Annotated in this window: 23 protein-coding genes; 8 read left to right on the forward strand and 15 right to left on the reverse strand. The window is 53.5% G+C overall.

Translation table 11 applies throughout. The features are described 5' to 3' along the window. Positions 1–183 precede the first annotated feature (183 nt). A complete protein-coding gene (gene acrD, locus GPJ68_RS17810) occupies positions 184–3,297 on the forward strand; it encodes a multidrug efflux RND transporter permease AcrD (protein WP_016153965.1) in 3,114 nt (1,037 codons plus the stop codon). A gap of 75 nt (positions 3,298–3,372) precedes the next feature. Here acrD and ypfM read toward each other — a convergent pair whose 3' ends face one another. Next, positions 3,373–3,432 (reverse strand): protein YpfM, encoded by a 60-nt coding sequence (ypfM, locus tag GPJ68_RS17815; protein ID WP_001386977.1) that lies wholly within the window; start codon positions 3,430–3,432, stop codon positions 3,373–3,375. A 389-nt stretch (positions 3,433–3,821) separates the two neighbouring features. On the opposite strand from ypfM, the gene GPJ68_RS17820 reads away from it, so the two are divergent. From GPJ68_RS17820 to GPJ68_RS17830, 3 genes are read left to right on the forward strand one after another with little or no spacing between them, the layout of a single operon-like run. Then, a complete protein-coding gene (locus tag GPJ68_RS17820; RefSeq protein ID WP_016153966.1) occupies positions 3,822–4,178 on the forward strand; it encodes an ArsC family reductase in 357 nt (118 codons plus the stop codon). A 3-nt stretch (positions 4,179–4,181) separates the two neighbouring features. Further along, positions 4,182–5,309, forward strand: a complete 1,128-nt coding sequence (gene dapE / locus GPJ68_RS17825) for a succinyl-diaminopimelate desuccinylase (RefSeq protein WP_016153967.1) — start codon at positions 4,182–4,184, stop codon at positions 5,307–5,309. Between the two features lie 27 nt (positions 5,310–5,336). Next, positions 5,337–5,537, forward strand: a complete 201-nt coding sequence (locus tag GPJ68_RS17830) for a YpfN family protein (RefSeq protein ID WP_003835080.1) — start codon at positions 5,337–5,339, stop codon at positions 5,535–5,537. Between the two features lie 48 nt (positions 5,538–5,585). Here the strand turns inward: GPJ68_RS17830 and ypfH are convergent, their stop codons facing one another. From ypfH to dapA, 6 genes are all read right to left on the reverse strand, one after another. Further along, positions 5,586–6,284 carry an esterase gene (gene ypfH / locus GPJ68_RS17835; RefSeq protein ID WP_016153968.1) on the reverse strand — a complete coding sequence of 233 codons (699 nt, stop codon included), beginning with the start codon at positions 6,282–6,284 and terminating at the stop codon, positions 5,586–5,588. A 73-nt stretch (positions 6,285–6,357) separates the two neighbouring features. Then, entirely contained in the window at positions 6,358–8,373 is a 2,016-nt protein-coding gene (locus GPJ68_RS17840; protein ID WP_180836898.1) for a tRNA(Met) cytidine acetyltransferase TmcA, read from the reverse strand. A gap of 15 nt (positions 8,374–8,388) precedes the next feature. Next, complete coding sequence (locus GPJ68_RS17845) at positions 8,389–9,255, reverse strand: neutral zinc metallopeptidase (RefSeq protein WP_104651170.1); 867 nt, start codon at positions 9,253–9,255, stop codon at positions 8,389–8,391. A gap of 128 nt (positions 9,256–9,383) precedes the next feature. Beyond that, positions 9,384–10,097 (reverse strand): phosphoribosylaminoimidazolesuccinocarboxamide synthase, encoded by a 714-nt coding sequence (gene purC / locus GPJ68_RS17850; RefSeq protein ID WP_003835086.1) that lies wholly within the window; start codon positions 10,095–10,097, stop codon positions 9,384–9,386. Between the two features lie 111 nt (positions 10,098–10,208). Further along, a complete protein-coding gene (gene bamC, locus GPJ68_RS17855; protein ID WP_016153971.1) occupies positions 10,209–11,243 on the reverse strand; it encodes an outer membrane protein assembly factor BamC in 1,035 nt (344 codons plus the stop codon). A 16-nt stretch (positions 11,244–11,259) separates the two neighbouring features. Then, positions 11,260–12,138, reverse strand: a complete 879-nt coding sequence (gene dapA, locus GPJ68_RS17860; RefSeq protein WP_016153972.1) for a 4-hydroxy-tetrahydrodipicolinate synthase — start codon at positions 12,136–12,138, stop codon at positions 11,260–11,262. Between the two features lie 145 nt (positions 12,139–12,283). Here dapA and GPJ68_RS17865 point away from each other — a divergent pair, with 145 nt between their 5' ends. Both GPJ68_RS17865 and bcp read left to right on the forward strand, forming a co-directional pair. Then, positions 12,284–12,856: a glycine cleavage system transcriptional repressor gene (locus tag GPJ68_RS17865; protein WP_019077363.1), complete on the forward strand. Its 573-nt coding sequence runs from the start codon at positions 12,284–12,286 to the stop codon at positions 12,854–12,856. Further along, a complete protein-coding gene (bcp, locus tag GPJ68_RS17870; protein WP_003835095.1) occupies positions 12,856–13,326 on the forward strand; it encodes a thioredoxin-dependent thiol peroxidase in 471 nt (156 codons plus the stop codon). The genes GPJ68_RS17865 and bcp overlap by 1 nt, the downstream gene beginning before the upstream one ends. Positions 13,327–13,441: 115 nt before the next feature. On the opposite strand, the gene iadA is transcribed toward bcp, so the two are convergent. From iadA to GPJ68_RS17890, 4 genes are all read right to left on the reverse strand, one after another. Continuing rightward, entirely contained in the window at positions 13,442–14,605 is a 1,164-nt protein-coding gene (gene iadA / locus GPJ68_RS17875; RefSeq protein ID WP_104651169.1) for a beta-aspartyl-peptidase, read from the reverse strand. An 11-nt stretch (positions 14,606–14,616) separates the two neighbouring features. After that, complete coding sequence (locus GPJ68_RS17880; protein ID WP_003037948.1) at positions 14,617–15,078, reverse strand: YjiG family protein; 462 nt, start codon at positions 15,076–15,078, stop codon at positions 14,617–14,619. Between the two features lies 1 nt (position 15,079). After that, complete coding sequence (locus tag GPJ68_RS17885; RefSeq protein WP_075847665.1) at positions 15,080–15,739, reverse strand: nucleoside recognition domain-containing protein; 660 nt, start codon at positions 15,737–15,739, stop codon at positions 15,080–15,082. Between the two features lie 166 nt (positions 15,740–15,905). Next, on the reverse strand, positions 15,906–16,970 hold the full coding sequence (locus GPJ68_RS17890; RefSeq protein ID WP_016153975.1) for an AI-2E family transporter: 1,065 nt from the start codon (positions 16,968–16,970) through the stop codon (positions 15,906–15,908). A 226-nt stretch (positions 16,971–17,196) separates the two neighbouring features. Between GPJ68_RS17890 and bepA the strand changes: the two genes are divergently transcribed. Next, positions 17,197–18,660, forward strand: coding sequence for a beta-barrel assembly-enhancing protease (gene bepA / locus GPJ68_RS17895; RefSeq protein ID WP_016157117.1), 1,464 nt, complete (start codon positions 17,197–17,199; stop codon positions 18,658–18,660). 87 nt (positions 18,661–18,747) lie between these two features. Then, positions 18,748–19,107: an arsenate reductase (glutaredoxin) gene (gene arsC / locus GPJ68_RS17900; protein WP_104651168.1), complete on the forward strand. Its 360-nt coding sequence runs from the start codon at positions 18,748–18,750 to the stop codon at positions 19,105–19,107. A 34-nt stretch (positions 19,108–19,141) separates the two neighbouring features. Here the strand turns inward: arsC and GPJ68_RS17905 are convergent, their stop codons facing one another. The 4 genes from GPJ68_RS17905 to GPJ68_RS17920 form a co-directional block, all read right to left on the reverse strand. After that, entirely contained in the window at positions 19,142–19,843 is a 702-nt protein-coding gene (locus GPJ68_RS17905) for a DnaA inactivator Hda (protein ID WP_200049399.1), read from the reverse strand. A 95-nt stretch (positions 19,844–19,938) separates the two neighbouring features. Further along, positions 19,939–21,228, reverse strand: coding sequence for a uracil permease (uraA, locus tag GPJ68_RS17910; protein ID WP_016157119.1), 1,290 nt, complete (start codon positions 21,226–21,228; stop codon positions 19,939–19,941). Between the two features lie 95 nt (positions 21,229–21,323). Further along, positions 21,324–21,950, reverse strand: a complete 627-nt coding sequence (gene upp, locus GPJ68_RS17915; protein ID WP_003835110.1) for a uracil phosphoribosyltransferase — start codon at positions 21,948–21,950, stop codon at positions 21,324–21,326. 183 nt (positions 21,951–22,133) lie between these two features. Next, entirely contained in the window at positions 22,134–23,564 is a 1,431-nt protein-coding gene (locus tag GPJ68_RS17920; RefSeq protein WP_104651167.1) for a 6-phospho-beta-glucosidase, read from the reverse strand. Positions 23,565–23,652 lie beyond the last annotated feature (88 nt).

A 23,652-nucleotide genomic window follows, 5' to 3' on the forward strand; every position in this document is an offset into this window, starting at 1 on the left:
GAACCGCAAAGCGCCGTCGGTTCTCGATCCAGGCCTGACGGCGTTGGCACGAAAGGTATGCTGTAAACGGGCATGATAATTTACATTATCTTCTTTTTTTCTCCACGTTTGCCCCGTACCTTGCCGCTAAAGTGAAGCAATTCACACCCATAACGATACGCAGAAACACGAGGTCCCCTTTTAATGGCGAATTTTTTCATCGATCGCCCCATTTTTGCCTGGGTGTTAGCAATCCTGTTGTGCCTGACAGGAGCCCTGGCTATTTTTTCGCTGCCCGTTGAGCAATACCCCGATCTGGCACCGCCAAACGTGCGGGTAACCGCGAACTACCCTGGCGCGTCCGCACAAACCCTGGAAAATACCGTCACCCAGGTTATCGAGCAGAACATGACTGGTCTCGATAATCTGATGTACATGTCGTCGCAGAGCAGCGGGACAGGCCAGGCGTCGGTTACGCTGAGCTTCCTCGCGGGAACCGATCCTGATGAAGCCGTCCAGCAGGTGCAAAACCAGCTGCAATCGGCAATGCGTAAGCTGCCGCAGGCGGTACAGAATCAAGGGGTCACGGTGCGCAAGACCGGTGACACCAATATTCTGACCATCGCCTTCGTCTCCACCGATGGCTCAATGGATAAGCAGGACATCGCCGACTACGTCGCCAGTAATATCCAGGATCCGCTCAGTCGTATAAACGGCGTGGGCGATATTGACGCCTACGGTTCACAATATTCCATGCGTATCTGGCTCGACCCGGTCAAACTTAACAGCTTCCAGATGACCGCCAAAGATGTGACCGATGCTATCGAGTCACAGAATGCGCAGATTGCCGTCGGGCAACTTGGCGGCACGCCTTCGGTAGACAAACAAGCGCTGAATGCGACAATCAACGCCCAGTCGCTGCTACAGACTCCGGATGAATTCCGCGCGATTACGCTACGCGTCAACCAGGACGGCTCAGAAGTTAAACTGGGTGATGTGGCGACGGTCGAAATGGGAGCGGAAAAGTACGACTATCTCAGCCGCTTCAACGGCCACCCGGCTTCCGGTCTGGGGGTAAAACTGGCCTCCGGCGCCAATGAAATGGCAACGGCGGAGCTGGTTATCGACCGCCTGAACGAGCTCTCACAGTATTTTCCGCATGGGCTGGAATACAAGGTGGCGTATGAAACTACCTCCTTTGTCAAAGCCTCAATTATCGACGTGGTGAAAACGCTGCTGGAAGCGATCGCGCTGGTATTCCTTGTGATGTACCTGTTCCTGCAAAACTTCCGCGCCACGCTGATCCCTACAATCGCCGTTCCCGTCGTCCTGATGGGTACTTTTTCCGTGCTCTACGCCTTTGGCTACAGCGTTAACACCCTGACGATGTTTGCGATGGTGCTGGCGATCGGCCTGCTGGTCGATGATGCCATTGTGGTGGTGGAAAACGTCGAGCGTATTATGAGTGAGGAAGGCCTCTCACCGCGGGAAGCGACGCGGAAATCGATGGGGCAAATCCAGGGCGCGCTGGTCGGTATCGCCATGGTGCTGTCGGCGGTGTTTATCCCGATGGCCTTCTTCGGCGGCACTACCGGGGCTATCTACCGCCAGTTCTCGATTACCATCGTCTCCGCAATGGTTCTTTCAGTTCTGGTGGCGATGATCCTCACCCCTGCCCTGTGCGCCACTCTGCTCAAACCGCTACATAAAGGCGAGCATCACGGGCAAACCGGTTTCTTTGGCTGGTTTAACCGGATGTTTAACCGCAACGCCGAACGCTACGAAAAAGGCGTCGCCAGGATCCTGCACCGCAGCCTGCGCTGGATACTGATTTACGGCCTGCTGCTCGGCGGTATGGTTTTCCTGTTCCTGCGCCTGCCAACCTCCTTCCTGCCGCTCGAAGACCGCGGCATGTTTACCACCTCAATACAGTTGCCCAGCGGCTCGACCCAGCAGCAAACATTGAAAGTGGTTGAGGAAGTGGAGAAGTATTACTTCACCCATGAGAAAGACAACATTACGTCGGTCTTTTCCACGGTCGGTTCCGGCCCTGGCGGGAACGGTCAAAACGTGGCGCGGATGTTTGTCCGCTTAAAAGACTGGGATGATCGCGACACCACCACCGGAACCTCTTTCGCCATCATCGAGCGCGCGACTAAAGCCTTTAATAAGATTAAGGAAGCCCGCGTCTTCGCCAGCAGCCCTCCGGCGATTAGCGGTCTCGGGAGCTCTGCCGGTTTCGATATGGAGCTGCAAGATCACGCCGGTGCGGGCCATGATGCGTTAATGGCCGCGCGCGACAAGCTGATTGAGCTGGCCGGGAAAGACGCGTCTCTGACCCGTGTTCGTCATAACGGTCTGGACGACAGCCCGCAGTTGCAAATTGATATCGATCAGCGCAAAGCCCAGGCGCTGGGCGTTTCCATTGATGACATCAACGACACCTTGCAAACGGCCTGGGGCTCCAGCTACGTCAATGACTTTATGGACCGGGGTCGTGTGAAGAAGGTTTACGTACAGGCGGCAGCAAAATATCGCATGCTCCCGGACGACATCAATCTGTGGTACGTCCGCAATAATAGCGGCGGCATGGTGCCTTTCTCGGCCTTTGCCACGTCGCGCTGGGAAACGGGTTCACCGCGTCTGGAACGCTATAACGGCTACTCCGCCGTCGAGATTGTTGGCGAAGCCGCCCCAGGCGTCAGTACCGGTACGGCGATGGACATTATGGAATCGCTGGTCCACCAGTTGCCGACCGGATTCGGCCTCGAATGGACCGCAATGTCTTACCAGGAACGGCTGTCGGGCTCTCAGGCGCCAGCCCTGTACGCCATTTCTTTGCTGGTGGTGTTCCTGTGTCTGGCGGCTCTGTACGAAAGCTGGTCGGTTCCCTTCTCCGTCATGCTGGTTGTACCGCTGGGGGTCATTGGCGCGCTGCTCGCTACCTGGATGCGCGGTCTGGAAAACGACGTGTACTTTCAGGTCGGGTTACTCACCGTGATCGGGCTTTCGGCGAAGAACGCAATATTGATTGTTGAATTCGCCAATGAGATGAACGAGAAAGGTCACGACTTGCTCGACGCCACGCTGCATGCCTGTCGCCAACGCTTACGCCCAATTCTGATGACGTCACTGGCGTTTATCTTTGGGGTGTTGCCGATGACCATCAGCAGTGGCGCAGGTTCCGGCGGTCAACATGCGGTGGGGACTGGCGTAATGGGCGGGATGATTTCAGCCACTGTCCTTGCGATTTACTTCGTTCCTCTGTTCTTTGTGCTGGTACGCAGACGCTTCCCGTTGAAGCCACGCCCAGAATAATCGGACACAAAAAAGGCGACTTACGTTGAGTCGCCTTTTATTATCCTTTGCAGGATATGAATTTCTTCCAGAAAATTATTTACGAAGCATCACTTCGATAAAGTCTTTCCAGTTCCCCAGTTCACGTTCAATCATAACAACCTCTCTTATTATTATGGGCATTCTACGAAATCATCATCATAAAAAGAAGATCATTTAACCAATGGTTGCGATTACATCCTCCAGTGTTCGGGGGTATATGTAATCACTATGCGCTAACCCCATAAATTTTATGTGACTTACTGCAATATTTTGAAATATTCATACATCATCTACGACTTTGGCAATTCTGATGGAAAAACAGGCTGATGCAAACAGGCAAAATCTGATTTTCAGTTCCCCGTGAATTTTGGAACTTTCAGGAATCATTATTCACCATTCAACAACAATGTTATATTTTTCTATAACGGTTCGATGACAATATGTATTATTCATGTTTATAGAACACGAGAATAAATATTCAAATTACGTCAATAAGGATTCAAATGATCACCCTCTACGGCATTAAGAATTGCGATACGATTAAAAAAGCCAGACGCTGGCTGGAAGACAATGGGGTCGACTACCGCTTCCATGATTATCGCGTCGACGGCCTGGACAACGCGTTATTACACGCCTTTATCAGCGAATTAGGTTGGGAGGCGCTGCTCAATACACGTGGAACCACCTGGCGCAAACTGGATGAAGCCACACGTAACCAAATCACCGATGCGTCCTCTGCTGCTGCATTGATGATTGAAATGCCTGCAATTATCAAACGCCCATTGCTCTGCGCGCCGGGTAAGCCTATGCTGCTTGGCTTTAGTGAATCCAGTTATACGCAGTTTTTTAATGAGGTATAGTCTATGTCGTGCCCGGTTATTGAGCTGACACAGCAGCTTATTCGCCGTCCTTCCCTGAGCCCGGATGATGCCGGGTGCCAGGCGTTAATGATTGAACGCCTGCGCGCGGTAGGTTTTACCGTTGAGCGTATGGATTTTGGTGACACACAGAATTTTTGGGCATGGCGCGGCAAAGGTGAGACTCTGGCATTTGCCGGTCACACTGACGTAGTGCCTGTCGGCGATGTCGATCGTTGGATTAATCCACCGTTCGAACCGACCATTCGCGATGGTATGTTGTTCGGGCGTGGCGCAGCCGATATGAAAGGCTCACTGGCGGCAATGGTCGTGGCCGCAGAACGTTTTGTCGCCCAGCATCCGAACCATCAGGGTCGTCTGGCGTTTTTGATAACCTCTGACGAAGAGGCCAGCGCCCAAAACGGCACCGTAAAAGTGGTTGAAGCACTTATGGCACGCAATGAACGACTGGATTATTGTCTGGTTGGCGAGCCGTCCAGCACGGAAATCGTTGGCGACGTGGTGAAAAATGGGCGTCGTGGTTCACTGACCTGCAATCTGACCATTCACGGCGTGCAGGGCCACGTAGCCTACCCGCATCTGGCCGATAACCCGGTACACCGCGCGGCGCCAATGCTTAATGAACTGGTGGCGATTGAGTGGGATCAGGGCAACGAATTCTTCCCGGCGACCAGCATGCAGATTGCCAATATTCAGGCAGGAACCGGCAGCAACAATGTTATTCCCGGCGAACTGTTTATCCAGTTCAACTTCCGTTTCAGCACCGAATTAAACGATGAAATGATTAAGTCCCGGGTGCTGGAACTGCTGGAGAAACATCAGTTGCGTTATACCGTCGACTGGTGGCTTTCCGGTCAGCCGTTCCTGACCGCACGCGGTAAACTGGTGGATGCGGTGGTGAACGCCATTGAGCACTATAATGAGATTAAACCGCAGTTACTGACTACAGGCGGGACGTCCGACGGGCGTTTTATTGCCCGCATGGGGGCACAGGTAGTAGAACTGGGGCCGGTCAACGCCACCATTCATAAAATTAATGAATGTGTTAATGCCGCCGACCTGCAGCTGCTTGCCCGTATGTATCAACGTATCATGGAGCAACTCGTCGCCTGATGAGTGTTCCTGTAAGAGGAAATGAGCATGGACTGGCTGGCAAAATACTGGTGGATTCTGGTGTTGGTGTTTCTGGTAGGCGTATTGCTGAACGTGATTAAAGATCTCAAGCGCGTCGACCACAAGAAATTTCTTGCCAATAAGCCGGAGCTTCCCCCGCATCGTGATTTTAACGATAAATGGGATGACGACGACGATTGGCCAAACAAGGATCAACCGAAGAAATAAGCCAACGTAGGCCGAATGGCGGTTTCACATCGCCATCCGGCCTGCGGGTTAAATCATCTCAATCACATCATCATCGTGAGGCTTACCACCGCTCAGCGCTTCATCAAAGTAGTGCTTCGGTACGGTAAAACGCAGGTGGTCGAGCGCAAACTGCATACTGCGTTCATCAATGGCGTGCCCCAGATTTTCGACGATATCCAGCGTCACATCCCCACCGGCGCGTATTAACGCCTCCTGCGCGGCAACGGCATGAGATAACTCAATCACCCGGTCTTCACCGCCGTGAATCAAATGCACCGTCGTCGCGGTAGTTGCAACCTCCGGCAACGTGGCATAGCGACCATTAAAGGCGATGACCCGCGACGCCAGCCCTGGCTCGGCTTTAATACTCTCAAGCGACATAATCGAGCCCTGAGAAAAACCAATCAGCGCGGTCGCCTGAGGCGAAACGCCGCTTTGCTTCTGCCAGTAGCGAACGGTTTCGATAAAGACCGGCATAATCGCGTCAATACGCGCCTGGCGGTTCTCTTCCGTTACCCCCTGTACCGAAAACCACTGACGGCCGGAAGTCGTACCATAAGGCTCTGCCCCGCCAATGCTGACGATTAGCGCATCCGGAAACAGCGGCGCAAACCAGGAGCCAATTTCGCCCATGGCAACCGGGTTATCGCCGACGCCATGAAACAGCAACAAGAGCTGTTGAGCGGGTTTATCGGGACTTTGAACAACAAAATGGTCATGTTTCATGGCGATCTCCTTAACTGATGAGAATCATTCTACGCCGCTTAACCGCAATGACCATGCCAGGAAATTGAAGAAGTTAGTGAAAAAATTGCCATTGCATAATGCGATTATGTAGCCGTTGTTCACGCTCAGCATCCAGCTGTTTTAAGGCCTGCGCCGCCTCGGCGCGCCGAACTGCCAACAGCGCTTTGCGACCCGATATTTTCAGCTGTTGGCACAATTCAGCATCGCTGCGTTGAGCCTGTATACGCCCGCGCAATGCCGGAAGAGGCAACTCGCTGCGCTCAAGCAAACGACTCAGACAACCTAATGATGTCAGTAATGGTCGATGCGCGAAGGCAAACCCAGCCAGCTCACCCCAGTCATCCTCATTAAGCGTAGTCTCTTTCAGTGGTACCAGCGGAATGCGCTCTGCGTTCCACTGCGCAAGAATCTCCGCATCCCGTCGCAGGCGCTGGTGCGCCCGCCAGGCAAGGCGTTTTCCCGCTTCGCTGATGGGCAGCACCGCCATAGCGGTATAACAGCCGCTGCTGGCTTCCCGATGATTACCCATCCGAACCAGGACAAAACCGCAGCGCTGCCAGAAACGCCATAATTCAGCCGTATAACCAAAGCTGACGGACAGATAGTCGCACTGCGTGCAATAGTGCCGGACCTGCAGCATCAGCTGTTGCCCAATACCTTCTCTTTGACGTGCGGGATGAACCGCAATTCGACTGACCCGCCGCCCGACGAGCGTCGCCGCCAATGGGTCTCCGCCGTGCGCCGCCAGTGACTGCGCAACCAGATTTCCTCTTGGTCGGCGATATCCGGCCCAGACGGCCTGGCTTAATTCTGCGGATAATCCCCCCTCGTCGACCAGCCAGACGGCGCCCGCCACCGAGTCAGCAGCCGAAGCCTGAAGAAAATGCTGACCCGGCGCGTCCATCATTCGCCGCAGATCCAGTGGCGAGGTGCGATAATGCGCACCGGAAAGTAGCTGATATACCGCTAACGACAGCGCCGGGTTTGTCTGCCATGAGAGTTGATCAAATGCCGAGAAGTTAAGCTCCCCCAAGGGGGCATGCGCAAAGGTTTCGTCGTCAAACACCAGCGCATCGCTGACGATTTTCTCCAGCGGACATCTCTGCGCCCAGCGCACGGGTTGTTGCAACTCATAGCGTCGAAGATGGGGAAAGCGGGCGCAAAATTTCAACAAAAAGCCTCTGCCAGTTCCCTCATAGCCCTGTACGGTGGTGGTTAACAGCGTACGAGGGAAACGCGCAACCAGTTGGTGCAGCAGCGGCGCGGGGATCGCGGCGGCTTCATCCACAACCAGCCAGTCTGCGGTTGCAGAACTGCTTAACAGCGCATCCGGGGCCATAAAGCGGTATCGCTCTGCGGCAAATTGCGCCAGCACATCCGTTGCCGCTTTAGCAGGCGCGGTGACAATCGCGGTCCCGTTGATACGTGCTATCAGTTGCCCTGCCAGAGCCGATTTACCCCGGCCACGTGCAGCTGTGACCGCAGCCACGCCGGGAGGCATATCCAGCAACTGGGTTAAAATCATCGCCTGTTCAGGCTGAGGGTAACCGGTTGCCGCGTGCCAGACTGCACGAACAGGAAAACGCGGGCTGGAAACTGCGTGATGCTGCCGCCAGTGCAGCGCCTGTCCGTCACGGGAAATCACCCGTTTGACATGTTCAACAAAGTGCGGCGTTGGGATAGGTTCAGCACAGTCGCTCCAGCGCAGTGAATCCACGTCCGGATGCGTGTGCCAGGTATGCCAGGGGGGAGTCAGCAAAACCAGCCAGCTCCCGGCGATCAGCGTTCCGCTTAAGGCGGCAAACGCCGCAGCGTCAAATCCCTGCCCGGCGTCAAAAACCGCATGACGAAATTCGCGCCCTAATAACGTTTGCAGCGCCTGTGGCGTACAGTTTGGCTCAGCAGGGGCGAGTGCGCCCACCCATAACCAGTCGCCGGGTAACGTGTCGCGTAGCGCTAAAGCCCGCTCCTGACACCAGTTCCCCTCGCCACTGATAATCAGCAGACGACGGATCCCTTCGTGGGCCATCTGTTCAGTTAACGCGCTCAGCGCCGTATTATCAGACATCCCTGCCTCAGTAGCTTAAATGCCTTTACCAAAAGTATTACATTGTCCCGGATCGCCGCTGTCAAAACCGCGTTTGAACCAGCTAAGCCGCTGCTCAGAAGTGCCGTGGGTAAAGCTGTCCGGCACAACGCGTCCTTGTCCCTGCTGCTGCAGGCGATCGTCGCCAATAGCCTGAGCGGCGTTCAGCGCTTCAGCCAGGTCGCCGGACTCCAGCACGCCCTGCTGCTGCATACTGTTGCCCCAGACGCCGGCAAAGCAGTCCGCCTGCAGTTCCATACGTACGGAAAGACGGTTCACTTCAGCCTGTGAGGCATTCTGCTGCATCTGGCGAACTTTCGGTTCAATACCCAGCAGTTTCTGCACGTGGTGACCCACTTCATGGGCGATAACATAGCCCTGAGCAAAATCACCATCGGCGCCCAGCTTGTTTTTCATGTCATCATAAAATGAGAGGTCGATATACACCGTACCATCCGCCGGGCAGTAAAACGGCCCCATCACCGACTGACCTGCGCCACAGCCGGTACGCGTCGCTCCGCGATACATTACCAGCTTCGGCTGTTGGTAGGTCCGGCCCATTTTTTCAAACTGCTGCCCCCAGGTATCTTCCGTGGTGGCCAGAATCACCGAGGTAAATTTTGCTGCTTCATCATCATTTGGGCTGATGGAGTGTGATGATTGCTGTTGGGAAACTGGCTGGCCGGTCATTAATCCGGTGAGATCCACGCCATAATATCCCGCCACCAGCACCACAATCAGCAGGACGATGCCGCCTTTACCACTGGGCAAACGAAAACCAGGGCCGCCTATAGAAGGGCCGCCACCGGAGCTATTTCGTCTGTCTTCCACATTGTCACTTTCACGACGCCCTTGCCAGCGCATAATCACCTCAACTTTTTATTCATTATGATGATGATCGTAGGCGGTTCGGAACAGGATTACCATAAGAAACAGTAATCAAAATCGGCGGGATTGATGAGCCGGAGAGCGATCGCCGGCTCAGGGGAGGGTTAGTCTAACTTCACACCCAGACGATGCGCGACGGCTTCATAGGCTTCGATCAGGCCGCCCAGGCTCTGGCGGAAGCGATCTTTGTCCATTTTATCCAGCGTTTCTTTGTCCCACAGACGGCTACCGTCCGGTGAGAACTCATCGCCCAGGACCACTTCACCTTTATACAAACCAAACTCAAGTTTGAAGTCGACCAGAATCAGACCGGCATCATCAAACATCTTTTTCAGTACGTCGTTGGCTTTGTAGGTCAGCTCTTTCATACGCGCCAGATTCTCTTTGCTCACCCAACCAAAAGTTTCGCAATAGGAATCGTTAATCATTGGATCGTGCATAGCATCGTTTTTCAGGAACAGATCAAACAGCGGCGGATTCAGTTCAATACCTTCCTCAACGCCTAAACGCTTAACCAGGGAACCTGCTGCGCGGTTACGAACCACACATTCAACCGGTACCATCTCCAGTTTTTTCACCAGACATTCAGTATCGGAAAGCAGTCGCTCCATCTGGGTAGGAATGCCCGCTTCTTGCAGTTTAGTCATAATGAAATGGTTGAACTTGTTGTTCACCATGCCTTTACGATCAAACTGTTCAATGCGCGCGCCATCCCCTGCTGACGTATCATTGCGGAATTCGAGCACCAACAGGTCCGGGTTTTCCGTGCTGTATACGGTCTTCGCTTTACCACGATACAACTCAGCTTGCTTTTGCATCTTTATTACTCCTGGGTGTGAATTAACGATAAATATTGCGTTTTTCTGCCGACGCACACGTTTGCGTATCATATCAGAAAAAAAGGGCTGGAGTTATCCAGCCCTTTATTTTTACTTACTGAACGCTGCCTGGAAGACGGCGACCAGCGCGTCGTTCTGGCTTTGCGTCAGGGTATGCCCCTTCGGATCGATAAACTGCAAGCTACTGCGGTTGTCTAAATCACCGACCTGCAGTTTATAGTCGCCGGATACCAGACCAGGATCGCTTGCGCCCAGCTCCTGCCAGTTGCTATCAGACAGTGGTTTGTAGGTCACGGCGATGCTGCCCTGAGAACGGGTGCTGTCGGTCACTTTCATCCCCACTTTCTCAAGCGCTGCTGGCAGACGCTGCCATACCACGTTGAACGGTCCACGTACCACCAGCATCGGTAAACCGGTGTCATCGGCAGCACTCTGAACATCCATGGTGGCGGCAGAGCGGTTCTGCGCGGCATTCGCGGCGTCAGTGGCGTTCTTATCCAGACCAGCGGAGATAACGTTCATCATCTCAGCGCTGTAACGCTGCATTGATGCTGGATCAGCTACGGGTTTACCCGCCTGCTCGAGGTTAATCAGTTTCACCGTTACCGCTTGCTGATAACCCTGCGGTTTAACCGAGATTTGATAACGTCCACGGTACTGCTCGTCTTCATCCAGACGGTTCCAGTTAACCCAGTCGGTGGTCAACGTCTGGCTGGCATCATCACGTTTGGTGATCGTGTAGTTTTTAGACTGAATGACGCTAACGACCTGTGGCCACAGCGTGTTGCCACGACCATTTTCCACCAGCAATGTCGACGTATCACCCGCGATCTGAGTGCGAGCGCCGGTGACTAATGCTAACGGCTGAGCCGGCGGGCGAATGTCCAGCGCTTTACCAACGGCACCGCTGCCGTTGGTGACCGGGATATTATAGTCACCCGACATAACCGGCAGAATCATCCCAGCTGGAGCGTGAAGCTCAGCAAGCGGTGCGGCCTCCAGATAGGATTCATCACCGCTCACCTGGCGCTTATAACGCGAGTCAGAACTACAGGCCGCGAGCAACATAACAAGCGAAACACCCGCAACCTTGGCCAGGCGCGACTTTTGTACTGAGTAAGCCATCAAATCTCCCTAAACTTTACAGCAAACCGGCATGCTTAAGCGCCGCCTTGACGATTTCACGAGCATTATCCGTGATTGGCGTCATCGGCAGACGTAGCGTATCGGTCGCCACAAGTCCCAACTCCTTACACGCCCATTTCACTGGGATAGGATTGGGTTCGACAAATAGTTTGTTGTGTAACGGCATCAGACGCTGGTTAATCACCCGCGCCTCGGCAAAGTTCCCGGCTGCCGCCAGTTTGCACATTTCGGCCATATCGCGTGCCGCAACGTTAGACGTCACGGAAATCACGCCATGACCACCGAGCTGCATAAAATCCAGTCCGGTCGCGTCATCACCGCTGAGCAGAATAAAGTCGTCTGAAACCAGCTCTTTGATCTGGTGAACGCGACTTAAGTTCCCCGTGGCCTCTTTAATAGCGATAATATTTTTTACTTTCGCCAGGCGACCAACGGTTTCCGGCAACATATCGCAGCCGGTACGGGACGGTACATTATACAGAATTTGCGGCAGGTCAGTATGTTCAGCGATGGCTTTGAAATGCTGGAACAAACCTTCCTGGGTTGGGCGGTTGTAGTAAGGCGTCACCGTCAGGCAGCCGACAACACCACTGTCGTTGAAACGCTGCGTCAGACTAATGGCTTCCGCGGTCGCATTAGCGCCGGTTCCGGCAATCACCGGAATACGCCCGTCGGCCAGCTCCAGGGTCATCATCACCACATCGCCATGTTCATCATGACTCAGGGTGGCAGACTCACCGGTGGTGCCAACCGAAACGATCGCCGAGGTGCCGCTGGCGACATGATAATCAATCAGTTTTTTCAGGCTCGACCGGCAGACTTTACCTTTCTCATCCATCGGCGTAACAAGCGCGACAATACTTCCCGTGAACATGGGCCATCCTCTGTGCAAACAAGTGTCTCAATGGTACGTTTGGTACGACAATAAAAGCAAGCGACCAGAGCCGTTCTGATTGTTGTATGCATGTTTTTTTTATGCTTTCCTTATGATTACCTCACCGCTCAAAGGAAGAACAGGTTTGACATCGTCATCGCAACACTATCTGGTCATTACTGCGCTGGGTGCTGACCGCCCGGGAATTGTGAACACCATCACACGTCATGTCAGCAGTTGCGGCTGTAATATCGAAGACAGCCGACTGGCCATGCTGGGTGACGAGTTCACGTTTATCATGTTGCTGTCGGGCACCTGGAATGCCATTACCCTAATTGAATCAACCTTGCCGTTGAAAGGTGCAGAGCTGGATTTACTGATTGTGATGAAGCGCACGACCGCACGCCCCCGTCCGGCGATGCCCGCTACGGTATGGGTGCAGGTCGATGTTCCTGATTCTCCGCATTTGATTGAACGCTTTACCGCCCTGTTTGACAGCCACCAAATGAATATTGCGGAACTGGTTTCACGCACGCAACCGGCTGAGAACGAAAAGGCGGCACAGCTGTTTATTCAAATTACCGCACATAGTCCTGCGTCACATGATTCGGCAAATATTGAAGATGCGTTTAAAGCACTCTGTACAGAACTCAATGCGCAAGGCAGTATTAACGTCGTCAATTACTCACAGCATGATGAACAGGATGGAGTTAAGTAATGAACCCACTGAAAGCCGGTGATATCGCACCGAAATTTAGCTTGCCGGATCAAGACGGAGAACAAGTAAATTTAACCGACTTCCAGGGACAGCGTGTTCTGGTTTATTTTTACCCGAAAGCCATGACACCCGGCTGTACCGTACAGGCCTGCGGCCTGCGCGATAACATGGATGAGTTAAAAAAAGCAGGTGTTGAAGTGCTGGGAATCAGCACCGATAAACCAGAGAAGCTTTCCCGATTCGCGGAGAAAGAAGTCCTTAACTTCACGCTCCTGTCCGACGAAGATCACCAGGTTTGCGAGCAGTTCGGCGTCTGGGGTGAGAAGTCATTTATGGGCAAAACCTATGATGGCATCCACCGCATCAGCTTCCTGATTGATGCTGAAGGGAAAATTGAGCATGTGTTTGATGACTTCAAAACCAGCAACCACCACGACGTGGTAATGAACTGGCTGAAAGAGAACGCCTGATTTACATTTTGCCAGATAGCGCCTGATGGTGACGCCACGCGTCTTATCAGGCCGCCATCCGCATAACTCCGTAGCCGGATAAGGCGTCTACGCCGCCATCCGGCATCAACGTCGTTTATTCAAACGTCCCTTTTACACAGGCTTTTTTCTCTCTGACGACGGCTTTTCCCTTCGCCCACAGGTGATGAACTTCAAGCGCATCATTGAGCACCAGAATGTCGGCATCGCATCCCACCGCCAGACGCCCTTTATGTTCCAGTCCCAAAAATTCTGCGACCGTTCGCGTCAGCGGACACAGCGCCAGTTCCAGCGGTATGGCATGAACCTTCACCAACTGGCGCACTGTTTCAGCCAGTGATTCAAACCCTGCGACACCGATGCCGATAAGATTACCGTAGTCATCAAATTCCGGCTGGCTACCGTTGCCGTCTGAACTCAAGGTAATACGCGACAGCGGCACGTTCTGGCGTAGTGCCGTGGCGATAGCCGTGGCCGGGTCGACGGGTTCATCAATGCTGCTGGTAATGTCGATATAACCGCCTTTGCGGGCATACTCCAGCGCCGACTGAAACAACGGTTCCGCACGATTGACGTGTGTGGGCAGCAGCTTGGTAATCGGTACATCGCAGCTGTCGAGGATCTGATGCAACGGCTCCAGCATGCGCGGGCTGTCGCCCATATGGAAGACGCTAATCCCCGGCTTGCGCCCTAACAATCCGCCAACGCGCGACTGCGCCGCCATGTTTGCCAGCGCCGAGGTGTCCGGGGCTGAAGAACGATGGTCCGAAACAGCACATTTCACGCCAATAATTTTATCGATCAGCGCCACATCGCGATCGATACTGCCGGTGATGGTCGGGGAAGGCAGAGAATACGCCCCGGTCAGCATCCATGCGCTGATGCCTTCAAATTCCAGCGCGCGGGTTTTCGCCAGCAGCGATTCAGGGTGACGGGTAATACCATCTGTCCCCAGCAATCCCACCACCGAGGTGACGCCAGCTTCAACCAGCCGCGACAAGCGTACTTCCGGCGTGCGGGTGTGCGGCCCCGCTTCTCCACCGCCGCCAATCAGATGGACGTGTTGATCGATAAATCCTGGGCACACAATCGCACCGTCAAGATTGATACACTCGCAGCCAGGAAAATCGTCAGGGGAAATCGACGGCGCGATGGCAACAATTTTGCTGTCAGACACCAGTATATCCTGGCGTCCTAAGTCTTCCGGCGCGTACACGTGTCCCTGCTGGAACAACGTCAAATTAAGAATGGAACAGTTCATAACCTTCCTTGTCAGGCAATAACCTGCATAACCCAAATAGAGAGCAGCGCATTAATTACGCATACCGCAATAATAAGCGGGTAATAACGGGGATGGACCCCCGCGGTACCCAGACAGCGTCCCACATTTTGCACCGGATTGCCCATCAGGTAGATAGCCGGTAACAGCACCGTAGCATCATGTCCCGAAAGCGTACCGGCGACAACCAGGCTGGCGCAAACACCGACGCCGCCTCCCATACTCATCACCGCCGCCAGCAGTACGGTAGCAGATTCCCCCGGCAGTCCCCACAGCGCCATTACCGGCTCACATACCCGCCCGACAATCTCGAGCAGTCCCGTCACCTTCAGCGCCTGAATAATCACAAACGCCATTACCACGTTAGGCAACAGGCTGGTTGTTGCAATAGTGAATCCGCGCCGTGCGCCATCGATAAACATATCCATGACGTTTTTACGTACTTGCGTTGTCATCTCACGCCTCCTGCTGCGTACGGCGATTTTCCAGCTGCGCAATCCACAAACGCAGCAGGTTCGCCCCCACAAATTTGAAGACAAGGATCACCGCCAGCGGCGTAATCACCGGAACGGTAACCATCGTAAACAGCGCAGCACCCGAGGAAAAATAGTTGGTAATACACGCACTGCCGCTGGTTTGCCAGCAGGCAAAAATGGCACGTTCCTGTTCAGTGATAATGCCCTCTTCCGCCATTTCTTTAGTCATCCCTGCCGCAGCATCGGTATTTTGCATATTCGCAATCAGCGCCAGCGAACAAATACCCGGAATACCGAGTAACGGGCGCAGGACTGGCGTCATCAGTTGCTGTGCCGCACGCAACCCTCCCAGCCCTTCGGTGACGGAAATTATCCCGAGTGAAAGAATGACGGAAGGCGCCAGCTCAAGCGCGAATAAGAAGCCGTCTTTTGCGCCCATACCGCCCGTGCCGCGAAAAGAGACCGCCGTGTCCCCCGCCGCATTAATCTGCCCAAACGCACCGTTGAGAACGGTGAAATCAAAGACTCGCCACCATTCGGTACTTTTCGCAAACATGCCGGAAAAAAGAATAATAGTAATAAAAAAAGCGAGATAACCGCCCCATTCCACCTTCTGCTGCGTGTGTGTGTTGTGACCCATTTTGTTCTCCTGTTGGCCTTATTCCTTGCGTGACTTAAAGACATCACGCGGGTCAAGTTAAAGACAAACGCAGAGAAAAACGACACCAGAGGAGATTATTCAGAATGTGTGGATAGAGGTCAGACAAGTTCGGCTCCGGCGATATTGCATCGCCGGAGCAAACAGATTAGGGTTCATCAACGACCTGACCATCCGGCCAGGCATGCATTACCGCTTTGATTAACGTCGCCAGAGGAATCGCAAAGAATACGCCCCAGAATCCCCACAGGCCGCCGAATATCACTACTGAGAGAATAATCACCAGCGGATGCAGATTTACCGCCTCGGAGAACAGCACCGGCACCAGCAAATTACCGTCCAGCGCCTGGATTATCAGGTATACGGCAAAACAGCTCCAGAACTCGGTACCAAGCCCGAACTGGAACAATGCCACACCGACCACCGGAATAGTGACCACGAAAGCGCCGATATACGGGATCAGCACGGAGAAGCCTACCAGCACCGCCAGCAGCAGCGAATAGTTGAGGCCAAACAGCAGGAAGCCGAGCCAGGTCGCCACGCCAACCACCACCATTTCCAGCACCTTGCCGCGGATATAGTTGGTGATTTGCTGGTTCATCTCTTTCCACACCTGCCCCGCCAGTCCGCGATTACGCGGCAGCACCCGACGCACAGCGTTCAGCATTTGTCCTTTATCTTTGATCAGGAAGAACACCATCAACGGGACGAGAATCAGATAGACCGCCAGCGTCAGCAATCCGACCAGTGAAGCTAGCGAATATTTCACCACCGAATCGCCCATGGTGAGCATTCGCGAGCGCATATTCTCCGCCATCGCATCAATAATGCCCGCATCCATCAGCGCCGGATAACGCCGCGGTAAGGTGGCGGCAAAATCAGACAATTTATTGAGCATGCCGGGCATATCGCGGATCAGGTAGATCCCCTGTTGCCATGCAACGGGCATTACCACAAACGCCATCAGCAGCAAAATACCGACAAACACCACCAACACAATTGATGTCGCCCAACGCCGTGAACAACCAATATGTTCCAGCCGTACTGTCGGCCATTCGAGCAGGTACGCCAGCACAATGGCGACCAGCAGCGGCGCCAGAAGACCGCTAAAAAAGAACAGGATGCCAAAACCGGCAACCAGAATAATCAGCAAGGCGATGGCTTCGGGGTCGCTAAAGCGGCGGCGATACCATTGCATCAACATTTCGAGCATAAAACCCTTCCATGAATCCAATAGCGGGATTGCGATCCCGAATTGTATCGAAATGTCACAAAAAAGACTTCGCTTTTTATAGCGGATTACGCAAAGTGAAAAGTCATTTTTCCTGGGTGTTCATCGTCAGGTTTCGCAGTTACACTCCCTAAGCTTGCGGAGTGTGAACGAAACTTCACGGCATTGGTCAAATGGCTATCTCAAAAAAGAATACAGGACAGAGGTTATGTTCAGGCAGTTGAAAAAAAACCTGGTTGCTACCCTCATTGCTGCACTGACCATCGGTCAGGTTGCGCCCGCATTTGCAGAAACCGCGGACACCCTACCTGATATGGGAACCTCGGCAGGGAGTACGCTTTCCATAGGACAGGAAATGCAGATGGGCGATTATTATGTACGCCAGCTGCGCGGCAGTGCGCCATTAATTAACGATCCGTTGCTGACGCAATACATTAATGCGCTGGGGATGCGTCTGGTCTCGCACGCCGACTCGGTAAAAACGCCCTTCACCTTCTTTTTGATTAACAACGATGAAATCAACGCCTTTGCTTTCTTTGGCGGCAACGTTGTTTTGCACTCCGCACTGTTCCGCTATTCCGATAACGAAAGCCAACTGGCATCGGTTATGGCGCACGAAATATCCCACGTTACGCAGCGTCACCTGGCGCGTGCAATGGAAGACCAGAAACGCAGCGCGCCGCTAACGTGGGTGGGTGCGTTAGGGTCAATTTTATTGGCGATGGCCAGCCCGCAGGCGGGTATGGCGGCGCTGACCGGTACGCTGGCGGGTACACGTCAGGGGATGATTAGCTTTACGCAGCAAAACGAACAGGAAGCAGACCGCATCGGTATTCAGGTACTGCAACGCTCGGGATTCGATCCCCAGGCCATGCCGACGTTTCTGGAAAAATTGCTCGATCAGGCCCGTTACTCTTCGCGTCCACCAGAAATTTTGCTGACTCACCCCCTGCCAGAAAGCCGTCTGTCGGATGCCCGTAACCGCGCCAACCAAATGCGTCCGGCTGTCGTCCAGTCTTCAGAAGATTTTTATCTGGCCAAGGCACGCACCTTAGGCATGTACAACTCTGGTCGCAACCAGCTGACCGATGACCTGCTGAGTAACTGGTCGAAAGGCAACATACGTGAGCAACGTGCGGCGCAGTATGGCCGGGCATTGCAGGCAATGGAGGCCAGTAAATATGACGAGGCACGTAAAGCACTGCAACCGCTGCTGGCGGCAGATGCTAACAATGCCTGGTATCTCGACCTGGCAACGGATATCGATCTCGGTCAGAAGAAAACCAGCGATGCCATTAATCGGTTGAAAAACGCCCGCGACCTGCGCACCAACCCGGTACTGCAGCTCAACCTGGCAAATGCGTATTTACAGGCCGGGCAAGCCAAAGAGGCAGCGACCATCCTGAATCGCTATACGTTTAACCATAAGGACGACCCTAACGGCTGGGATCTGTTAGCGCAAACGGAAGCCAACCTGAACAACCGCGACCAGGAGCTGGCAGCCCGCGCGGAAGGGTATGCCCTCGCAGGACGTCTGGATCAGGCGATTTCGATGCTCAGCAGCGCAAGCTCACAGGTCAAGCTGGGTAGCCAGCAGCAGGCCAGATACGATGCCCGTATCGACCAGCTACGCCAACTGCAAGAGCGCTTTAAACCGTATACGAAAATGTAATTATCGAACCCTTGCCGGATGGCGATATGTAGGCCAGATAAGGTCTTTTGGTCGCCATCCGGCAGGATTGTTATGCAAGGAGAAGTCATGTCAGACGCGATTAAAATCTACCATAACCCACGCTGCTCCAAGAGCCGTGAAACGCTGGAGTTACTGAAATCCAACGGCGTGGACCCGGAAGTGGTGTTGTATCTGGAAACCCCGACTGACGCCACAACCCTGTGTGAATTGCTGCAGATGCTGGGCATGTCCAGCGCGCGCGAGCTGATGCGCAAGAAAGAAGATCTCTATAAGTCACTTAATCTGGCGGACGTAAATCTGAGTGAAGATGCGCTGATTCAGGCAATGGTGGAAAACCCGAAATTGATGGAGCGCCCGATTGTGGTTGCCAAAGGCCAGGCGAGAATTGGACGCCCGCCGGAGCAGGTACTGGAAATCATCGGTTAACCTGAACCTGCCGCAGTTTTTTCGGCTGCGGCGCTTACAGCTTCAGTATCTCTTTTACGAATGGAATGGTCAGCTTACGCTGGGCGGTGATCGATGCATGATCAAGCTGATCCAACGTCATAAACAGCGTACGCATTTCTCGATCCAGACGCTTGAGCAGGAAGCGTCCCACATCTTCCGGCAGTTCAAACCCACGAAGTCTGGCGCGTAATTGCAACGCCTGCAGCTTATCTTCATCGGAAAGCGGCTGCAGCTTGTAGATTTGTCCCCAGTCCAGGCGCGAGGCGAGATCCGGCAACCCCAGATTCAGCTGTCTTGGCGGGCGATCGCCGGTGATCAGCAGACGCGTTTTCCCCGACTCCAGGATGCGGTTGTAGAGATCAAAGATCGCCATTTCCCACAGCGAATCCCCGGCCACACATTCGATGTTATCGATGCATACCAGCGATAAATGCTCCATACCGTCGAGCACCTCGGGGACGAACCAGGTACGCTTGTCGAGCGGCACATAGCCTACCGCATCGCCGCGCGCGGACAGTTCCGCACAGGCTGCATGCAGCAAATGACTACGGCCAGCGCCTTCACGCGACCAGAGATAAATATACCCGCTATGGTCCTGACGCAGCACGTTTTGCAGTGCAGCCAGTAAAGAGGAGTTATCCCCCGGCCAGAAACTTGCGAAAGTTTCGTCGTCAGGAAGATAAAGTGGCAAAGAGAGCTGTGCCGGTGTGTTCAGAGATACCTCAACCCAGGATTTCATAAAATCGCGTTGAGTTTAACACAGAAATACGTCGTGATAGAACCGGGCAGCATCGCCACCCGGTAAGAGATTTACTGTTGCGGACTGTCGGCATCTTCCGCGTCAAGCACGACTTCTTCCGGACGCAGCAGGCTGATAACTTTGAAAATCAGGCTCAGACAAACGCCAACAATGGTCGCCAGCGCCATGCCTTTCAGCTCAGCGGCACCAATGTGAACTTTCGCACCACTCACGCCAATGATCAAAATAACCGAGGTCAGGATCAGGTTTTGCGCTTTGTTGTAGTCAACTTTTGACTCGATCAGTACGCGAATACCGGAAGCACCAATCACGCCGTACAGCAGCAGCGATACGCCACCCATGACCGGCAGTGGAATGATTTGGATCGCCGCCGCCAGCTTGCCCACACAGGAGAGCAGAATGGCAAAAATTGCCGCGCCGCCGATAACCCAGGTACTGTAAACACGAGTAATCGCCATTACGCCAATATTTTCACCGTACGTGGTGTTCGGCGTAGAGCCGAAGAAACCAGAGATAACCGTAGACAGGCCGTTGGCAAACATTGAACGATGCAGGCCAGGATCGCGAATCAAATCTTTTTTCACGATATTCGCCGTTACCACCAGGTGTCCAACGTGTTCAGCGATGACCACCAGCGCCGCCGGCAGGATGGTCAGAATGGCAACCCATTCAAAGCGCGGCGTGTAGAACGTTGGCAGAGCAAACCAGTGGGCCTGCGCAATCGGCGTGGTGTCCACGACTCCCATCACGAAGGAGAGCGCGTAGCCGGCCAGCACCCCAATCAGAATCGGGATAATCGCCATAAAACCGCGGAACAGTACAGAGCCAAATACCGTAACCGCCAGCGTCACCATTGAGATGATGATGGTTTTTGAATCCGGTAATTGTCCCTCTGCGGGCAGTAACCCCGCCATGCCCGCAGCGACGCCAGCTAGCTCCAGACCGATGACGGCAACGATTGCGCCCATCGCCGCAGGAGGGAACATGACATCCAGCCAGCCGGTTCCTGCTTTCTTAACGATGAAAGAAACCAGACAGAACAGAACGCCGCACATAATGAAACCACCCAGCGCCACTTCATACCCTAACGGCAGCAACAGCAGTACCGGGGAAATAAATGCGAAGCTGGAACCCAGATACGCAGGAATTTTACCTTTACAGATAAAGAGATACAGCAATGTACCAATGCCGTTAAACAGCAGAACGGTAGCCGGGTTGATGTGGAACAGGACTGGCACCAGTACCGTTGCGCCAAACATGGCGAACAGGTGCTGCAAACTAAGCGGGATTGTCTGTAAAAGCGGCGGTCTTTCACTCACCCCGATAGCACGGCGCGTCATAGTGTTTTCCTCTGAGTGTTGTTTGTTATTAGCCTTGGGTTGTTATATTCAAAAAAAAGCCGACTCTTAAAGTCGGCTTCTTTTCACTTATTCGTTTACTTGGTACCAAAAATCTTATCGCCGGCATCGCCGAGCCCCGGAATAATGTATCCGTGCTCGTTCAACCCCTGATCGATGGAGGCCGTGTACAGCTCAACATCCGGGTGCGCTTTTTCCAGTGCCGCGATACCTTCCGGTGCCGCAACCAGGACCAGCACTTTAATGCTGGTGCAGCCTGCATTTTTCAGCAGGTCGATGGTGGCGATAACGGAACCGCCGGTTGCCAGCATCGGGTCAACGATCAGCGCCATACGCTCATCGATGTTAGATACCAGCTTCTGGAAGTACGGAACCGGCTCCAGCGTTTCTTCGTTACGGTACATACCAACCACGCTGATACGCGCGCTCGGAACGTTTTCCAGTACGCCTTCCATCATGCCCAGGCCCGCACGCAGGATTGGCACAACGGTGATTTTTTTACCTTTGATTTGGTCAACTTCAACCGGACCGTTCCAGCCTTCAATGGTCACCTTTTCGGTTTCCAGACCAGCGGTTGCTTCATAAGTCAGCAGGCTGCCAACTTCCGAGGCGAGTTCACGAAAGCGTTTAGTGCTGATGTCGTTTTCACGCATCAGTCCCAGCTTGTGTTTGACGAGTGGGTGTTTGACTTCCACGATCTTCATACTCTTCTCCTTTCCTCAGACGAGTGGCAACCACAAAAAAAATCGCCGGATTATACCGCTTTTCGTCTCTGGCGCAACACTGGATACGCTTGATATGGATCAACCAAAGTCGTTTGCGTCTGGATGATGAGTATAAAACAAGCCCCGCATTATTGGCGGGGCTGGCTTTCAATACTATGAATTTTATAGATATTCAGCATTGGTCTGGATAACGTTTTGATACCATGAAAAAGATTTCTTCGGCGAGCGTGCTAACGTTCCGCTTCCGTCATTATTTTTATCAACATAGATAAAGCCGTAGCGTTTTTTCATCTCCCCCGTCCCGGCCGAGACTAAATCAATACAGCCCCACGGGGTATAACCCATCAGATCCACGCCATCTTCCACTACCGCTTTTTTCATTTCGCTGATATGTGCGGCCATATAGTCAATACGATAGGAATCATCCACCGTGCCGTCGGCCTGCTGCACGTCAATCGCACCAAAGCCGTTTTCGACGATAAACAGCGGCAGTTGGTAATGATCCCAGAACCAGTTCAGCGAATAGCGCAGACCGACGGGATCAATCTGCCAGCCCCAGTCCGATTTCTGCACGTACGGGTTGGAAACCAGACTTTTCGACTCGTCGTAGTCCAGCTGTGGGTTGTCTGCCGTGGCCTGCGTTGCGAAAGACATATAGTAGCTAAAGCCGATGTAATCGACACAACCCTCGGTCAGCGCCTGACGGTCTTCCTCGGTGATATCAAGATCAAAGCCACGCCGGGCAAAGTAGTTGAGAAGATGCCGCGGGTATTTGCCGCGCACATGGACATCGGTAAACCAGTAACGCCGGTGCATGGCGTTCATCGCCATCATCATATCGTCCGGCGCGCAGGTCAGTGGATAGATAGGACACATGGCAATCATGCACCCTATCTGCAATGCCGGGTTAATCTCACGCGCAGCCTTTACCGCCAGCGCGCTTGCCACCAGTTCATAGTGCGCCGCCTGGTACATAACCGGCTCGCGGTCTTCACCGGGCTGGTATTTCAGGCCAGAGTTAGTAAAAGGCGCGAAGTCTTCGTGATAATTTGCCTGGTTGTTAATTTCATTAAACGTCATCCAGTACTTCACTTTGTGCTGGTAACGGGTAAAAACCACTGTGGCAAAACGGACAAAGAAATCGATAAGTTTGCGGTTACGCCAGCCGCCATATTCCGTCACCAGATGGTATGGCATCTCGAAATGCGACAACGTAATCACCGGTTCAATGCCATATTTCAGGCATTCGTCAAACAGGTCATCATAGAACTGCAGGCCAGCCTCATTGGGTTGCGCTTCGTCGCCTAAGGGGAAAATACGCGTCCAGGCAATCGAAGTACGAAAACATTTAAACCCCATTTCGGCAAACAGTTTAATGTCGTCTTTATAGCGGTGATAAAAATCGATGGCGTCGTGGTTAGGGTAGTTTTTACCGGCAATCACACCGTCAGTGATTTCACGCGCCACGCCATGCGCCCCCGCCGTCATGACATCGGCAACGCTAATTCCTTTTCCACCTTCCTGCCAGCCACCTTCCAGTTGATGAGCGGCTACGGCACCACCCCACATGAAATCTGCTTTAAATCCTGACATCCCCTTCCCCTCTCGTGATTACTCTGTGCAAAACGCTGTTGATGAGGTCTGCAACAGAAAACAGAAACCGGTTTCAGTACGATACTGT

This window comes from Citrobacter sp. 172116965 (assembly GCF_013458095.1).
GTDB lineage: Bacteria > Pseudomonadota > Gammaproteobacteria > Enterobacterales > Enterobacteriaceae > Citrobacter > Citrobacter braakii.

Coding starts and splice junctions, on each gene's coding strand:
- acrD (WP_016153965.1), top strand. CDS start 184: ATGGCGAATTTTTTCATCGATCGCCCCATTTTTGCCTGGGTGTTAGCA.
- GPJ68_RS17820 (WP_016153966.1), top strand. CDS start 3,822: ATGATCACCCTCTACGGCATTAAGAATTGCGATACGATTAAAAAAGCC.
- dapE (WP_016153967.1), top strand. CDS start 4,182: ATGTCGTGCCCGGTTATTGAGCTGACACAGCAGCTTATTCGCCGTCCT.
- GPJ68_RS17830 (WP_003835080.1), top strand. CDS start 5,337: ATGGACTGGCTGGCAAAATACTGGTGGATTCTGGTGTTGGTGTTTCTG.
- ypfH (WP_016153968.1), bottom strand. CDS start 6,284: ATGAAACATGACCATTTTGTTGTTCAAAGTCCCGATAAACCCGCTCAA.
- GPJ68_RS17840 (WP_180836898.1), bottom strand. CDS start 8,373: ATGTCTGATAATACGGCGCTGAGCGCGTTAACTGAACAGATGGCCCAC.
- GPJ68_RS17845 (WP_104651170.1), bottom strand. CDS start 9,255: ATGCGCTGGCAAGGGCGTCGTGAAAGTGACAATGTGGAAGACAGACGA.
- purC (WP_003835086.1), bottom strand. CDS start 10,097: ATGCAAAAGCAAGCTGAGTTGTATCGTGGTAAAGCGAAGACCGTATAC.
- bamC (WP_016153971.1), bottom strand. CDS start 11,243: ATGGCTTACTCAGTACAAAAGTCGCGCCTGGCCAAGGTTGCGGGTGTT.
- dapA (WP_016153972.1), bottom strand. CDS start 12,138: ATGTTCACGGGAAGTATTGTCGCGCTTGTTACGCCGATGGATGAGAAA.
- bcp (WP_003835095.1), top strand. CDS start 12,856: ATGAACCCACTGAAAGCCGGTGATATCGCACCGAAATTTAGCTTGCCG.
- iadA (WP_104651169.1), bottom strand. CDS start 14,605: ATGAACTGTTCCATTCTTAATTTGACGTTGTTCCAGCAGGGACACGTG.
- GPJ68_RS17880 (WP_003037948.1), bottom strand. CDS start 15,078: ATGACAACGCAAGTACGTAAAAACGTCATGGATATGTTTATCGATGGC.
- GPJ68_RS17885 (WP_075847665.1), bottom strand. CDS start 15,739: ATGGGTCACAACACACACACGCAGCAGAAGGTGGAATGGGGCGGTTAT.
- GPJ68_RS17890 (WP_016153975.1), bottom strand. CDS start 16,970: ATGCTCGAAATGTTGATGCAATGGTATCGCCGCCGCTTTAGCGACCCC.
- bepA (WP_016157117.1), top strand. CDS start 17,197: ATGTTCAGGCAGTTGAAAAAAAACCTGGTTGCTACCCTCATTGCTGCA.
- arsC (WP_104651168.1), top strand. CDS start 18,748: ATGTCAGACGCGATTAAAATCTACCATAACCCACGCTGCTCCAAGAGC.
- uraA (WP_016157119.1), bottom strand. CDS start 21,228: ATGACGCGCCGTGCTATCGGGGTGAGTGAAAGACCGCCGCTTTTACAG.
- upp (WP_003835110.1), bottom strand. CDS start 21,950: ATGAAGATCGTGGAAGTCAAACACCCACTCGTCAAACACAAGCTGGGA.
- GPJ68_RS17920 (WP_104651167.1), bottom strand. CDS start 23,564: ATGTCAGGATTTAAAGCAGATTTCATGTGGGGTGGTGCCGTAGCCGCT.